The following is a 14,920-nucleotide window of genomic DNA, read 5'->3' on the forward strand; positions in this document are numbered from 1 at the left end:
GTGTGCTGTCTTGGCGAAAGTGGCTTTTCATACGTTAGGTTGCAAGGTAAATCATTATGAAACTGAAGCGATATGGCAACTTTTTAAAGATGCAGGATATGATCGGACAGAATTCAATTTAAATGCGGATGTCTATATTATAAATACTTGTACAGTCACAAATACAGGTGATAAGAAGAGTAGACAAGTTATACGTCGCGCGATTCGGAAAAATCCGGATGCAGTTATTTGTGTTACGGGTTGTTATGCACAAACATCTCCAGCTGAAATTATGGCTATTCCTGGTGTAGATATTGTAGTTGGAACCCAGGATCGTACAAAGCTACTTGGGTTGATTGACGAATATCGTACAGTTCGTCAACCGATTAATGCAGTACGTAATATTATGAAGAACCGTGTTTATGAAGAACTTGATGTGCCGGCCTTCACTGATCGGACACGTGCTTCATTGAAGATTCAAGAAGGTTGCAATAATTTTTGTACATTCTGCATTATTCCGTGGGCAAGAGGGTTGATGAGATCACGTGATCCTAAAGAAGTTATTCGTCAAGCACAACAACTGGTAGATGCTGGTTATTTAGAAATTGTCTTAACAGGTATTCATACAGGTGGTTACGGTGAGGATTTAAAAGATTATAATCTTGCAGCTTTGTTGCGCGATTTAGAAACGGAAGTAAAAGGGCTAAAAAGACTTCGTATAAGTTCTATAGAAGCCAGCCAAATAACGGATGAAGTCATTGATGTATTAAGTAAGTCATCGACCATAGTTCGTCATTTACATATTCCGATTCAATCGGGATCAAACACTGTTCTAAAACGGATGCGTCGTAAGTATACGATGGAGTTCTTCGGCGAACGTCTTGATCGTTTGCGAGAAGCGCTTCCTCATCTGGCAATCACTTCAGATGTAATTGTTGGATTTCCTGGTGAAACGGAAGAGGAATTTATGGAGACATATAACTTTATCCGCCATCACCGCTTTTCTGAACTACATGTCTTTCCTTACTCCATGCGAACAGGTACACCTGCTGCGCGTATGACAGATCAAGTAGAGGAAACGGTGAAAAATGAGCGTGTCCATAGAGTGATTGAATTAAATAATCAACTAGCCAAAGAATACGCTGTATCATTTGAAGATGAAGTACTTGAAGTGATACCTGAAGAGAAATATAAGATTGATCAAAAAAGTGGGCTATATGAAGGGTATACTGACAACTATTTAAAAGTCTTTTTCCCAGCAGATGAATCTGTAATCGGGAAAATTGTACGTGTGAAAATTGTCAAAGCAGGATATCCCTATAATGAAGGACAATATGTTCGTGTTTTAGAAGATCTTCAAGCTGTATATGTTTAATATGAATTAACGTTCCATTCTTACTAAGTCGAGGATTACAAGTCTGTTTCAAGAAGAAATTGTATACTATGAAAAGGAGGAAATCACATGAATACTGAATTTGCAAAGTATATTGATCATACAATATTAAAAGCGGATGTTACAAAAGATGAAATTATAAAACTTTGCGCTGAAGCAAAGATGTACTCTTTTGCTTCGGTTTGTGTCAATCCAACATGGGTGAAAGTTGCAGCTGAAGCTTTAAAAGATTCTACAGTCGGAGTTTGTACAGTTATAGGTTTCCCTTTAGGGGCATCAACATCTGAAGTCAAAGCCTTTGAAGCTGATAATGCAATTCAAAATGGCGCAACAGAAATTGATATGGTTATTAATATTGGAGAACTTCGAAGTGGCAATGACGAGGCAGTTAAACAGGATATCATGAGTGTAGTGCAGGCAGTAAATGGAGTAGCAGTTGTCAAAGTAATTATTGAAACCGCCCTACTTACTAAGCGTGAAAAAAGAACTGCATGCGAATTAGCAGTACTTGCAGGCGCTGATTTTGTGAAGACATCCACAGGTTTTTCAACAGATGGTGCAACAGAGGAAGATGTTTTGTTGATGAGGTCTGTTGTTGGCCCTGAACTCGGTGTAAAAGCTTCGGGTGGCGTTAGAAGTTTGGAAGATATGCAGAAAATGATCAATGCGGGTGCCACGAGAATCGGAGCAAGCTCAGGTGTTCAAATAATGAACGGTTTAAAATCGCAAGCAGAATATTAGACCGGAAGATTAATATTGACCTATATTTAAATATAAGGTATAATATTTAAGTACATGGCACTAGATGGCACTTGTTCTTGTTATCGAAGTGTGTTCGGAGGGAGGGACAAGAGATATGTCAAAAACTATCGTTCGTAAAAACGAATCGCTGGAAGACGCTCTTCGACGCTTCAAGCGTGACGTTTCCAAGAGTGGGACAATTCGCGAAAGTAGAAAGCGCGAGTTCTATGATAAGCCAAGCGTAAAGCGTAAATTGAAGTCTGAAGCTGCAAGGAAACGTAAATAATAAATTCCTAAAGTCTTCACTACTAATAACTTTTGAATTTTAAAATTCAAAAGTTCATTTTTAAACCGAGAAATCCTTCAATGGGTTTTTCGGTTTATTTGTTTGTTAAGAACTATAAAGTTGTTAAATAAGTGAAACTTTTACCCTTTTTGTTCGTATATAGATATAATTGAATATAAGGAGAGAGGTGAATTTAAATCATGTATAAAATAATTAGAAAGATACTCCTCTTCATGATAATTATATTAGCCATCGGTATACCAGGAATGGCAACGGATGCTAGTAGTATCAAAGTATATAAAGTTCCAATCGAAAATGTTGTGGAAAAAGGGCTATATGCATTCCTTCAAAGATCATTTTCTGAAGCCGAGGATGCTGGTGCCGAGGCTATCATTCTCGATATAAATACGCCTGGTGGCTTGGTTGATGCAGCTGGTCAGATAGCGAAGTTAATGGATACTTCTGAGCTCAAAGTTATTGCGTATATTAATGATGATGCTTTGTCAGCAGGTGCATTTTTAGCTCTTCATGCTGAAGAAATCTATATGTCTCCCAGAGGCAGAATTGGTGCTGCCCAAGTGATAGAATCATCTGGGAACGCTGCGAATGATAAAGCGGATAGTGCATGGCTTGCAGACATGAGAAATGCAGCAGAGTCTTCCGACAGGGATATCAGTTATGCACGTGCAATGGCTGAAACTTCTGTTGAGTTACCTAAATTTAGCCCTGGCAAAGGAAAATTACTAACACTAACAGCGAGTGAAGCATTAGAGGTAGGCTATAGTGAAGGTACTGTGGATTCCTTTGCAGAACTATTAAAAGTAACTAACTATGAGAACGCTGAAGTGATTTCGACTGCAGAAACATTTACGGAAAAACTAGCTAGATTTATTACGAATCCAGTCGTAGTTCCGATACTGTTGTCGATAGCGGGGTTAGGACTTGTAGTTGAATTGTATTCACCTGGTTTCGGTGTTGCTGGAACGATGGGTATCACTTCTTTACTCCTTTTCTTTTATGGACATCTAGTTGCTGGACTTGCGGGATTTGAATCAATTATTTTGTTTGTTCTCGGAATTGGTTTTATTGTACTAGAGTTTTTCGTTGTAGGAGGAATAGCAGGAATCCTTGGTTCTACAGCAATTATTGGTAGTATCATTTTGGCAGGTGGCAATCCAATGAGTATGGCTATATCTGTTTTGATTGCGCTTGCCATCGCCGCGATAGGGACGGTGATTATTATTAAATTTTTTGGGAAGAAACTACATTTACTTAATAAAATGGTTCTTATGGATGCGACAGATACTGAAAGTGGTTATGTTGCAAATGCGAATCGTATTGAGTTAATTGGTCGAACTGGATTTGCATCTACAACATTAAGACCTTCTGGGGCGATGGATCTTGAAGGGGAAAGAATTGACGTAGTTACTGAAGGAAGTTACATTGATAAGGGAAAAAGTGTTATCATTGTTAAGGTTGAAGGTTCCCGTGTTGTTGTAAGGGAACAAGTAGAAAAGGGGGAAAATGAATAATGGTAATTGATGCTGCGTTAATTACAACGGTAATAATTGCATTCGTTGTAATAATTGTATTAGCTGTATTTTTCACACTTGTACCAGTTGCGCTATGGATTTCGGCTATGGCTGCAGGGGTAAGGGTTAGTATTTTCACACTGATTGGTATGCGTTTACGTCGGGTTATTCCGAATCGCATTGTCATTCCGTTAATTAAAGCCTCTAAAGCTGGAATAGGAGTTGGAATTAATCAACTTGAAAGTCACTATCTTGCTGGTGGTAACGTAGACCGTGTTGTTAACGCTCTTATTGCTGCACACCGTGCGAATATTGAGTTGCCGTTTGAACGTGCAGCTGCAATTGACCTTGCAGGACGTGACGTTTTAGAAGCAGTACAAATGTCTGTTAATCCAAAAGTAATAGAAACACCATTTATTGCGGGTGTAGCTATGAACGGAATTGAAGTAAAAGCAAAAGCGCGTATTACAGTTCGTGCCAACATTGATCGTTTAGTCGGTGGTGCGGGTGAAGATACAGTTATTGCGCGTGTTGGTGAAGGGATTATCTCTACAATCGGTTCTTCTGAAAACCATGCGAAAGTACTTGAACACCCAGATATGATTTCACAAACTGTCTTGGCTAAAGGTCTTGACTCAGGTACAGCTTTCGAAATTCTTTCGATTGATATCGCAGACGTTGATGTCGGCGAAAACATTGGTGCAAATCTTCAAACTGAACAAGCTGAAGCGGATAAGAAAATCGCTCAAGCTAAAGCTGAAGAACGCCGAGCAATGGCTGTTGCAAATGAGCAAGAGATGAAAGCGAAAGTCGAAGAAATGCGTGCGAAAGTAGTACTTGCTGAAGCAGAAGTTCCACTTGCAATGGCAGATGCACTTCGCAGCGGTAATATCGGAGTAATGGATTATATGAACTATAAAAATCTTCAATCTGATACGAGTATGCGAGATTCAATTAGTAAGTACGGTGGAGATGACATCGACAAAATTGAAGAATAAGACTGTCACATAAGCTATCAATTCCCGGAAAGGGGATGTAATAAATGGAACAATTAATTCCATTGATTATTATGCTGATTATCGGATCATTATTCAGAAAGAAAAAAGGTAAGGATGCATCTGAAAGTAAACAGACAAAGCCGTTTACTGCACAGGAGAGTCCCCCAAATAATCCGGTAGGAAAGCTAAAAGAAATGTCGAGGGATTTATACCGTGAACTGCAACAAGAAATGGAGCAGAAAACGGAAGCTTCACCGACACAAAGAGTTCCTCAGGTAGTTATCCCAGCGAAAATAGTTGAAGAGAAACCTCCTGTTGTAAAAAGAGAGAATAGAAGAAATAGCCGTACGCAAAGAGATGGGAGTCGTTCGAGAGTTAGTTCATCAACTTCAAACGCTCAGCAGTTTAAACGCGCTACTGTAAACACAGCAAGCCTTTTGCCAAAGGGTGAAGAAGATTTAATAAAAGGTGTTATTTTTTCTGAAATATTTGGCCCACCTAAATCAAAGCGATAATCATCTAACCCCTGTACATTTCATATGATTTGTACAGGGGGTTTTATTATTTGAAAAAGCTATTCAATACAAGTTCTCATATTACAATCGATGACTTTTCTTCTTTACGAATCAATGGTCCATATGAACTTCAAACACTTGGCCCCGATTCCGCCACGATTAAAAGTGGTGACTACATGGTTAAGGCGTCTGGAGAAGATTTGATAGTTGAAACATTAGCAGAAGATGAAGCGGTCTTTACATTTACAAAAATAACAAGTTTAATAATTACAACTCATGTATCCGAGGAAAAGAACTATGATTCTTAAAAGATTTAATGTCCAACTTTTCGGTGACGGTGATCTATCAAAATGTCTGACAAAGCTCAAAGTTAAAGGAACAAAAATTATTGCCCTATCAGTAAATGAAGGTGGAGCTCATTTTCAAACTGATCAAAAAGGTCTGAAACTAATACGTAAGTATAGAAGAAGATATGGTTTGAAAGTGAAAATTAATTCGACGAGCAAAGATTTGGGGTTAAAGACGTTATTTAATAACTATCGTTATGTAATTGTGCTATTCATTCCGTTTGCTTGTTCATTCTTCTTATGGTCGTTAAACGTAGAATCTGATAGGCCAGAAGTCGAGGAACGAATTGAAGAAAAACTAATAGAATCCAAGATCACTTTACTCAGACCTCTTTTATTACTCCCGGGCGAAGATGAGATTCGCAGGGAACTTATGCAAAATGACCCTTCACTATCATGGGTTCGATTTAAGCGTAATGGTACATCTTTTACAGTCATACCTATGTTATCGCCTCAATCTGAGAGTGCTTCAGAAGAGCCGGGGCCGCCATCGAACCTCGTAGCGAGCACAGGCGGTGTCCTGACACGTTTCGCTTTGACAAGAGGAGAACGGATAGGCATTATTAATTCTACCGTTAAGAAGGGTGACCTGCTTGCTACTGGCGTTCTTGAACAAGGTGATAAAAAAACAGTAGTTGGGGCTGAAGGTGCTGTTTTTGCGGATTATTGGATAGAATATGAATTCAGTATGCCGAAAAAGATTTCATATAATGTTCAAGGAGAAGAAAATGTTGCTTTTACGTTTAATCCTCCGTGGGAAAGGGATAGTTTTGACAAAAATACATTTTGGCGTATTGTGACAACTGAGCGTCACGTTAATGATGAGCTCAGACAAATCAATCTGGTAGAAGGTATGGAAGAAACAGTCATTGTCCCATTATTAAAGAAAAAACTACTAGAAGAACGCGGTGCAAGTGCGGTCATTAAAAACTATAAAGTTTTGCACCTAGCATATGATAATGATAAAGTTAAAGGAACAATATTGTTTCTAGTGAATGATGATATTGCTGTTAAAAGACGGATATCCCAAGGAGACTGAAGCCATTGGAAAAAAAGGTGATTCAATTGCATATCGAAGATCCGAACGAAGCGGTAATGCTGCTCGGGATCTCCGATCAAAACATCAAGTTAATAGAAGAGCAACTTGTTATATCCATTATGACAAGAGGTGAAAAGATTTCAATTAGTGGTGATGAGGAAGAATGTAATTCCGGCCGCGCGCTCATAGAGCAGTTGTTGAAAGTGATTCGTAAAGGAATCAATATTAACCAACGAGATGTTTCTACAGCAATAGAGATGGTGAAAAATGGTACTATTGAATACTTTGCAGAATTATATGATGAAGAAATTTCACGTGATATGAAAGGTAGAGCTATCCGAGCGAAGACGATTGGACAAAGAGAATACGTTCAAGCGATTCGTTCAAAAGATTTGATTTTTTGTATTGGTCCCGCGGGTACAGGAAAAACGTATCTGGCTGTTGTCCTTGCTATTCAAGCGATGAAAACAGGTTCTGTAAAACGCATCATTCTAACACGCCCAGCGGTAGAAGCAGGGGAAAGCTTAGGCTTTTTACCAGGTGATTTAAAAGAAAAAGTTGACCCTTATTTACGTCCTTTGTATGATGCGCTTCACGATGTTCTTGGCGCCGAGCAAACAGAACGACTTATTGAACGTGGCGTAATTGAAATTGCACCACTTGCATATATGCGTGGTCGTACATTGGATGATGCGTTTATTATTCTTGATGAGGCACAAAACACGACAAAAGCTCAGATGAAAATGTTTTTAACTCGATTGGGTTTCGGCTCAAAAATGATTATTAATGGTGATAAAACACAAATTGATTTGCCAAAAGGTATGGGCTCCGGGCTAAAGGCTGCAGAATCAATATTACGTAATGTTTCAGATATTACTTTTCAATACCTTGAACAAGGGGATGTCGTTCGTCATCCGCTAGTCGCGAGAATTATTGATGCCTATGAACAAGAGCAGTCATTATAATCGACTGCTCTTTCCTTACAATTCATCCTTAGAATAAATCGGGTATGCCGCGATAGGATAAGGAAAGCGGGGGAAAACTAATTGTTGCAGCAAGTTAGCAAGTATTTAAAAAAACTTAAATTTAATTTCTTTTCATTGATAATTATAGGTTTCTCCGCTATTATTCTTTTTTCGTTAATGTATGGGAATGTAAAGCAAGAGACTTATGATTTAACTTTATTTCAAATAGCACCAGACGCAATCCGTTCCGTTAAAACTGTGGAAGACACAGTAAAAACAGAATTAGAGAAGGAGCGGGCGGCAAGTGAGGTCCAACCTATTTATCAGTTTTCAGAAGGTGTTGCGAAGAATAGACAAGCCATTGCAACGTCAATCTTTGACGGCTTAATTGATGTTAAAAAAAATATGGTCAAAGCATCAGACAATACAGAATTGCCGCCTATTGATTTGCAAAAGGAAATAGAAATACTTAGGAGTAATCTTGCTACACTTGAAGAAGAGGAGCCAGATCTTTTTTTGAGTGATAAGGCTATTAAAGATTTACTATCGGAAGATCTTAGCAGTTTAATACGTACGCAAGAATTGCTTGTTAAATTGGTCGGAGATGAGTTGAATAAGCCGATTAGGGTAAGCGATTTGGCGATTGTTAAGTATGACGTTGAAAGAAAAATTAGACTTACGGATACTGTTTCTTCTTCTGTATTAGAGACAGTCATTACAATTGGTCGTTCTTTGGTTGTTGAAACTGAGGTAGTAAATGAGGAGTTAACCGCCGCTAGAGTAGAAGAGACAAAACTCTCGGTAGATCCAATACGGATTTTACAAGGGCAAGTCATTGTTAGAGAAGGGCAAGTAATTGATAGTGAAATTTATAGGCAACTTGAAATATCAGGTCTATTAACTAACCAATCCCCGGTAAAGCCAATGGCTGGTTTAATGTTATTTGTTCTCTTCATTTCAATTGTTATTTTTATGCACTTTGCTACTTGGGATGAAAAAAATACTATAAAGAAAAAATATTTGTTGATTGTTTTAACTGTATTTTTTCTAGCAGTTTTTATAATGAAATTAATTTCTCTAATCGAACAGGATTTTGATTTGTTAATTGCATTTCTTTTTCCGACAGCACTCGTTTCATTACTTGTAAAACTATTAACGAATGAGCGTCTAGCTTTAATGTCAACAATCATTGTTGCGGCTACAGCTGGTGTTTTACTTCAAGATGGTTATGCTACAATTATTCAGATGGAGATTACCTTGTATATATTATTTGGCGGTATGACAAGTCTTTATCTACTGGGCAGTATTGAACGACGTTCGTCAATTTTACGAGCAAGTCTTGGCGTCGCAATTGCTAATTTAATGTTTATCGGCTTTTATTTATTGATGACTCAAACTTCTTATCAATTGTCCGAACTAACTTTCTATGCAATAGCTGCTGTTGTTTCAGGTATTCTTTCTGGTGCATTAACAATAGGGCTAATGCCGTTTTTTGAAATGGTTTTTCGGTTATTATCTGATATGAGATTAATAGAACTTTCAAACCCAAATCACCCATTGTTTAAAAAAATACTGATTGAAACACCAGGAACATACCACCACAGTGTAATGGTGGCAAATTTAGCAGATGCGGCCTGTGAATCAATTGGTGCCAATGGCTTATTGGCAAGAGTAGGCTGCTATTATCATGATATTGGAAAAACGCTTAGGCCTGGTTATTTCATTGAAAATCAGCATGGTGGGAAAAATCCACATGATTTATTGTCACCTGAAAATAGTCGTGATATTATTATTGCTCATGCAGAAGATGGGGCTAGATTGCTTGAAAAGCACAAAATGCCACCTGAAATTGTCGATATTGCAAGACAACATCACGGCACGAGTTTGTTAATGTTCTTTGTTGTGAAAGCGCGTGAACTAGGACAAGATGTGGTGGAAGAGGAATACAGATATCCTGGACCAAAGCCGCAAACAAAAGAAATTGCTATAATTTCAATTGCGGATAGTGTTGAAGCTGCTGTTCGATCAATGAAAGATCCAACATCGGAAAAAATTGCCGCACTTGTTCGATCAATTGTCACATCTAAATTAAGCGATGGTCAATTTGATGAATGTGATTTATCAATGAAAGAATTGAAAAAAGTTGAAATTGTCATATGTGAGACATTAAATGGAATTTTCCACAACAGAATAGAATACCCAGAATGACTAAAGAAAAGCGAAAGCGCCTGTTCAGCACCGACAAGCGCTGGAGATCTACAGCAAAAGTCGTTCTTTGACTTTGGCAGTAGATTGAAGCGACTCGAGGTGCTAGGCGCTGAAGACAGGACAAAGAAAAGCGGAAGCGCCTATATGGCACCGCCAGTATTACGTTATTCTTATTATTTTAATAGAAAGTAGGTGTTACATATGCTAGATCTTTTTGTGAATGATGAAACGGAGTCCATTAATCAAGAACTTCAACAGCTTGTTTCGACTATATTGTCCCATGCGGCTAAAGAAGAAGGATTAACAGGCGAAATAGAAGTTTCTTTAACCTTTATGTTAGATGACGAAATTCAAAAAATGAACGCAACTTACCGAGGAATTGATAAACCAACAGACGTAATTTCATTCGCTCTAGAAGAAGTAGTTGAAGGAGAAGTAGCTGTTATTTCCACAGAAGGTATGCCGACTGTACTTGGCGATATACTAATTTCCGTTGAAACAGCGGTTAGGCAGGCCAAAGAATATGAACATGAATTAGACCGTGAAATTTGTTTTCTTGCTCTACACGGCTTCCTGCATTTGCTTGGATATGACCATGAAACAGAAGTAGAAGAAGTTAAAATGTTTGGGAGACAAAAAGAAATATTAGACTCTTTTGGGCTCGAGAGGGGTTAAAATTTGCATAAATTCCTAAAAGGGTTTGTATATGCGTATGAGGGAATTCTTCTGGGTCTGAAAAATGAACGGAATTTTAAATTTCATGTTTTCGCAGCAATTATTGTTATTATAGCCGCTATGCTTACTGGATTAAGTACGATAGAATGGATAATTATTATTCTTTTGAATGGCGGGATGCTTTCCCTGGAACTTATGAATTCCGCTGTTGAAAGGGTTGTTGACCTAGTTACATCTAAACAGCATCCGCTTGCAAAACAAGCAAAAGATTTTGCGGCGGGTTCGGTACTCATATATGCTATTGTTAGTGCTGTTATCGGCTTAATAATCTTTATCCCTAAATGGTGGATGTTATTGAAAGGGTGATATAGTGAATATAGAAAAATTATTAAATGAGTCAAAAATAGCACGTGAACAAGCATACGTTCCTTATTCAAAGTTTCCTGTAGGCGCTGCATTACTTGGTGAAAATGGGGAAATTTATCATGGTTGTAATATTGAGAACTCTTCGTTTGGCATGACGAATTGCGCGGAGCGTACTGCTTTTTTTAAAGCTGTATCAGTTGGTGTACATAGTTTTAAGGCATTGGCAGTAGTCGGAGATACGGATAAACCTATATCTCCATGCGGTGCATGTCGACAAGTTATGGCGGAGTTCTGTGATGCAGACATGCCGGTTTATTTAACAAACCTGAAAGGCGATGTTTTGGAAACAACGGTCGCTGAATTACTTCCAGGTGCATTTAAAAAGGAGGATCTTCATTTTGAAAGAGAAGAATAATAATTTTAAGTCAGGCTTTATAGCTATTATAGGACGTCCAAACGTTGGTAAATCTACATTCTTAAATCATGTGGTTGGTCAAAAAGTAGCGATCATGAGTAATAAACCACAAACGACTCGTAATAAAGTTCAAGGAGTCGTGACGACGGAAGATTCTCAACTTATCTACATTGATACACCTGGAATTCATAAACCGAAACATAAACTCGGTGATTTTATGGTGAAAGTTGCACGTAATACACTACGCGAAGTTGATGTTATTATGTTCATGGTCAATGCTGAGGAGAAAATCGGTCCAGGAGATCGTTTTATTATCGAAATGTTACAAGGTACGGAAACGCCAGTATTCCTTATAATTAATAAGTTAGACTTGGTTCATCCGGAAGAATTGATGAAAACGATTATTTCATATAAATCTGAGTATGACTTTGCAGAGATTGTTCCAATTTCTGCACTTAACGGAAGTAATACAGATCGCCTTCTTGAAACATTGAAAAAATATCTACCTGAAGGGCCAAAATATTATCCAGATGACCAAGTAACTGATCATCCTGAACGATTCATTATTTCAGAATTTATTCGTGAAAAGGTACTTCATTTAACGAGAGAAGAAATTCCGCATTCTGTTGCAGTTGTAATTGAAAGAATTAAAAAAGAATCTGATCGTGACGTTGTAAATGTTATGGCGACAATTATTGTTGACCGAGATTCACAAAAGGGGATTGTTATAGGAAAAAGAGGCGCATTGTTAAAAGAAATTGGCACAAAGGCAAGATATGATATCGAAATGCTTCTAGGAACAAAAGTATTTTTAGAACTTTGGGTAAAAGTAGAGAAGGACTGGAGAAACAAACCAGGTCGACTTAGAGAATATGGTTTTGGTGACGACGAATATTAATAAAGTTATTTTACAGCTACATTGTGCTAAAAAGGAATATGTATGAGGTGGTTACTTGCTGAATAAATGGGAAGGCATTGTACTTAGAACGATTCCTTACGGTGAGGCAAATAAAATTGTTACCTTATTTACGCGTGAAGCTGGTAAGGTAACAGCGATGGCCCGGGGTGCAAAAAAACCGCGTAGTAAATTAGCCGCAGTAACGCAGTTATTTACTCATGGGTCATTTCTTATTCGAAAAGGAAAAGGTATGGGGACGCTTTCTCAAGGAGACCCAATTAGCTCACTTCGATTCATTCGCGAAGATTTAGAAGCGACTGCATATGCAAGTTATGTGGTGGAAATAGTAGACAAATTGACTGAAGAAAATGAGCGGGTTCAAGGCGTGTATGATCTTTTATACGAAGCATTACATGCAATAAATGAAGAATATGATCCAGAAGCAATTTCGTTGTTCGTCGAATGGAAGATGCTTGTGGTCGGTGGAATCCATCCAATACTTCATGAGTGTGCAAATTGTCACGCGACTGAAGGGGAGTTTGCTTTTTCATTTAAAGAAATTGGTTTTATATGTCATAGGTGTTTTGCAATTGATCGTCATTTGGTTCGACTTACAACGACTCACGTAAAGCTCATTCGAACATTTTACACAGTTCCCATTCATAAAGTTGGAAATTTAACGTTAAAAAAGGAAACGAAATTACTGTTGAAAAGGATAGTACGGACTATTTATGATGAACAGATCGGTGTTTGGTTCAAAACGAGAGCCTTTTTGGATCAACTTGAATCAACACCTGCATTATTACCAAAGAAAAAAACACCGAAGTTAGATGACTAATCGTCTTCTAGCTTCGGTGTTTTTAAAATTGTTTATATTTATTAAAATTCAAGATGTTTTTGGATGTAATCTTTAACTTCATTAATTGGTAATCTGATTTGTTCCATTGAATCTCGGTGTCTAACTGTAACTTTTTGATCTTCTTCAGAATCAAAATCATACGTAATACAGAAAGGCGTTCCAATCTCATCTTGACGGCGGTATCTTCTGCCGATTGATTGTGAATCATCGTATTGCACAACGAAGTGCTTACGTAGTTCTGCATATACTTTATCAGCGCTCTCTGCAAGTTTTTTAGATAAAGGAAGAACAGCAGCTTTAACTGGTGCAATGGCAGGGTGGAAACGTAATACAGTACGTTTATCGTCACCTTCAAGCTCCTCTTCGTCATACGCATCTGTTAGGAAAGCGAGTGTGACACGATCGGCACCTAGAGATGGTTCGATACAATAAGGTACGAATTTTTCATTTGTAATTGGATCCTGGTAATGGAAATCTTCTCCGGAAAATTCCATATGACGTTTTAGGTCAAAATCAGTTCTGTTTGCAATTCCCCAAAGCTCGCCCCAACCAAATGGGAATTTATACTCAATATCGACTGTACCTTTTGAGTAATGTGAAAGTTCATCATCATCATGTTCACGCAAGCGCATATTCGTATCTGTTAGTCCTAAGTTCAGTAGGAAGTTTTTAGCGAAGTCACGCCAAAATGCATACCATTCCATATCTTCACCGGGCTTACAGAAAAACTCTAACTCCATTTGTTCAAACTCACGTGTACGGAAAGTAAAGTTTCCTGGCGTGATTTCGTTGCGGAAGCTTTTACCAATTTGAGCAATTCCGAAAGGCATTTTTTTCCTCATAGAGCGCTGAACATTTTTGAAGTTCACGAAGATACCTTGTGCTGTTTCTGGACGAAGGAAAATTTCATTAGACGATGACTCTGTAACACCCTGGAACGTTTTGAACATTAGATTGAATTGACGAATATCTGTATAATTCATTGCGCCACAAGAAGGGCAAACAATATTATGCTCCTCAATTAATTCATTCATCTTATCGAATGATAGACCATCTACAATTAATTCGATATCCTTAGCATTAAGTGCATCTTCAATAAGCTTGTCCGCACGGTGGCGAGTATTACATTTTTTACAGTCAATCATTGGGTCATTAAAATTACTTGTATGTCCCGATGCTTCCCAAACTTTAGGATTCATTAGAATTGCTGCATCTAAGCCAACGTTATGCGGGGATTCTTGAACAAATTTTTGCCACCAAGCTCTTTTAATATTATTTTTTAACTCAATACCTAGAGGACCATAATCCCAAGTGTTTGCAAGACCTCCATAAATCTCCGAACCAGGGAAAACAAACCCACGTGCTTTAGCTAAGTTAACAATCTTATCCATTAATCATCCATTCCTTTCAAATTAAAATAAGCACTCGTCTTCGGACATAAAGTCCGAGGACGAGTGCATAATGACCCGCGGTTCCACCTCGATTGACTGCGAATTTTTGCAGTCCTCTTAGAAAATACATAGCTCCAGGTTGCCTCTTCATGCTGTCTGCGGACTTTCACTCTCTCCGCTCGCTATAAATAGCACTACTTTTATTCCCATCAACGCCTATTCAGTTCGACTATTAGTGTAGCACGGTTCTTATTTCTTCGCAATAGTTGGCTGTTTCGTATATAATAGTTAAGGATTAGAAATTTTAGTGAAA

At 38.1% G+C, this 14,920-nt stretch carries 16 protein-coding genes; 15 read left to right on the plus strand and 1 reads right to left on the minus strand.

What is annotated here, in order from left to right; translation table 11 throughout:
* Window positions 1-10: 10 nt before the first annotated feature.
* From mtaB to recO, 15 genes are all read left to right on the plus strand, one after another.
* On the plus strand, window positions 11-1,354 hold the full coding sequence (gene mtaB, locus AC3RV6_RS07405; RefSeq protein ID WP_489748810.1) for a tRNA (N(6)-L-threonylcarbamoyladenosine(37)-C(2))-methylthiotransferase MtaB: 1,344 nt from the start codon (window positions 11-13) through the stop codon (window positions 1,352-1,354).
* Window positions 1,355-1,441: 87 nt separating this feature from the next.
* Window positions 1,442-2,113, plus strand: coding sequence for a deoxyribose-phosphate aldolase (deoC, locus tag AC3RV6_RS07410; RefSeq protein WP_489748811.1), 672 nt, complete (start codon window positions 1,442-1,444; stop codon window positions 2,111-2,113).
* 115 nt (window positions 2,114-2,228) lie between these two features.
* Entirely contained in the window at window positions 2,229-2,399 is a 171-nt protein-coding gene (rpsU, locus tag AC3RV6_RS07415; RefSeq protein WP_489748812.1) for a 30S ribosomal protein S21, read from the plus strand.
* Window positions 2,400-2,599: 200 nt separating this feature from the next.
* A complete protein-coding gene (locus AC3RV6_RS07420) occupies window positions 2,600-3,931 on the plus strand; it encodes an NfeD family protein (protein WP_489748813.1) in 1,332 nt (443 codons plus the stop codon).
* Window positions 3,931-4,929: a flotillin-like protein FloA gene (gene floA / locus AC3RV6_RS07425; RefSeq protein WP_489748814.1), complete on the plus strand. Its 999-nt coding sequence runs from the start codon at window positions 3,931-3,933 to the stop codon at window positions 4,927-4,929. The genes AC3RV6_RS07420 and floA overlap by 1 nt, the downstream gene beginning before the upstream one ends.
* A gap of 44 nt (window positions 4,930-4,973) precedes the next feature.
* Complete coding sequence (locus tag AC3RV6_RS07430) at window positions 4,974-5,444, plus strand: hypothetical protein (protein ID WP_489748815.1); 471 nt, start codon at window positions 4,974-4,976, stop codon at window positions 5,442-5,444.
* A 50-nt stretch (window positions 5,445-5,494) separates the two neighbouring features.
* The gene (locus tag AC3RV6_RS07435) at window positions 5,495-5,752 is read left to right on the plus strand and encodes a hypothetical protein (RefSeq protein ID WP_489748816.1); all 258 of its coding nucleotides are present in this window, start codon (window positions 5,495-5,497) and stop codon (window positions 5,750-5,752) included.
* A complete protein-coding gene (locus tag AC3RV6_RS07440; protein WP_489748817.1) occupies window positions 5,742-6,830 on the plus strand; it encodes a sporulation protein YqfD in 1,089 nt (362 codons plus the stop codon). The genes AC3RV6_RS07435 and AC3RV6_RS07440 overlap by 11 nt, the downstream gene beginning before the upstream one ends.
* 56 nt (window positions 6,831-6,886) lie before the next feature.
* The gene (locus AC3RV6_RS07445) at window positions 6,887-7,795 is read left to right on the plus strand and encodes a PhoH family protein (RefSeq protein ID WP_489749209.1); all 909 of its coding nucleotides are present in this window, start codon (window positions 6,887-6,889) and stop codon (window positions 7,793-7,795) included.
* An 81-nt stretch (window positions 7,796-7,876) separates the two neighbouring features.
* Complete coding sequence (locus AC3RV6_RS07450) at window positions 7,877-10,003, plus strand: HD family phosphohydrolase (protein WP_489748818.1); 2,127 nt, start codon at window positions 7,877-7,879, stop codon at window positions 10,001-10,003.
* Between the two features lie 201 nt (window positions 10,004-10,204).
* The gene (gene ybeY, locus AC3RV6_RS07455; protein ID WP_489748819.1) at window positions 10,205-10,678 is read left to right on the plus strand and encodes an rRNA maturation RNase YbeY; all 474 of its coding nucleotides are present in this window, start codon (window positions 10,205-10,207) and stop codon (window positions 10,676-10,678) included.
* A 3-nt stretch (window positions 10,679-10,681) separates the two neighbouring features.
* On the plus strand, window positions 10,682-11,044 hold the full coding sequence (locus tag AC3RV6_RS07460) for a diacylglycerol kinase family protein (protein ID WP_489748820.1): 363 nt from the start codon (window positions 10,682-10,684) through the stop codon (window positions 11,042-11,044).
* 4 nt (window positions 11,045-11,048) lie between these two features.
* Entirely contained in the window at window positions 11,049-11,459 is a 411-nt protein-coding gene (locus AC3RV6_RS07465) for a cytidine deaminase (RefSeq protein ID WP_489748821.1), read from the plus strand.
* Window positions 11,440-12,357, plus strand: a complete 918-nt coding sequence (gene era, locus AC3RV6_RS07470) for a GTPase Era (RefSeq protein ID WP_489749210.1) — start codon at window positions 11,440-11,442, stop codon at window positions 12,355-12,357. Before AC3RV6_RS07465 ends, era begins: the two co-directional genes overlap by 20 nt.
* A gap of 55 nt (window positions 12,358-12,412) precedes the next feature.
* Window positions 12,413-13,195: a DNA repair protein RecO gene (gene recO / locus AC3RV6_RS07475; protein WP_489748822.1), complete on the plus strand. Its 783-nt coding sequence runs from the start codon at window positions 12,413-12,415 to the stop codon at window positions 13,193-13,195.
* A gap of 41 nt (window positions 13,196-13,236) precedes the next feature.
* On the opposite strand, the gene AC3RV6_RS07480 is transcribed toward recO, so the two are convergent.
* Window positions 13,237-14,607, minus strand: a complete 1,371-nt coding sequence (locus tag AC3RV6_RS07480; protein WP_489748823.1) for a glycine--tRNA ligase — start codon at window positions 14,605-14,607, stop codon at window positions 13,237-13,239.
* Window positions 14,608-14,920 lie beyond the last annotated feature (313 nt).

It is taken from the genome of Sporosarcina sp. So3-204, from assembly GCF_058068165.1.

Coding starts and splice junctions, on each gene's coding strand:
- AC3RV6_RS07480 (WP_489748823.1), bottom strand. CDS start 14,607: ATGGATAAGATTGTTAACTTAGCTAAAGCACGTGGGTTTGTTTTCCCT.
- ybeY (WP_489748819.1), top strand. CDS start 10,205: ATGCTAGATCTTTTTGTGAATGATGAAACGGAGTCCATTAATCAAGAA.
- AC3RV6_RS07440 (WP_489748817.1), top strand. CDS start 5,742: ATGATTCTTAAAAGATTTAATGTCCAACTTTTCGGTGACGGTGATCTA.
- AC3RV6_RS07420 (WP_489748813.1), top strand. CDS start 2,600: ATGTATAAAATAATTAGAAAGATACTCCTCTTCATGATAATTATATTA.
- floA (WP_489748814.1), top strand. CDS start 3,931: ATGGTAATTGATGCTGCGTTAATTACAACGGTAATAATTGCATTCGTT.
- rpsU (WP_489748812.1), top strand. CDS start 2,229: ATGTCAAAAACTATCGTTCGTAAAAACGAATCGCTGGAAGACGCTCTT.
- deoC (WP_489748811.1), top strand. CDS start 1,442: ATGAATACTGAATTTGCAAAGTATATTGATCATACAATATTAAAAGCG.
- AC3RV6_RS07445 (WP_489749209.1), top strand. CDS start 6,887: ATGCTGCTCGGGATCTCCGATCAAAACATCAAGTTAATAGAAGAGCAA.
- AC3RV6_RS07430 (WP_489748815.1), top strand. CDS start 4,974: ATGGAACAATTAATTCCATTGATTATTATGCTGATTATCGGATCATTA.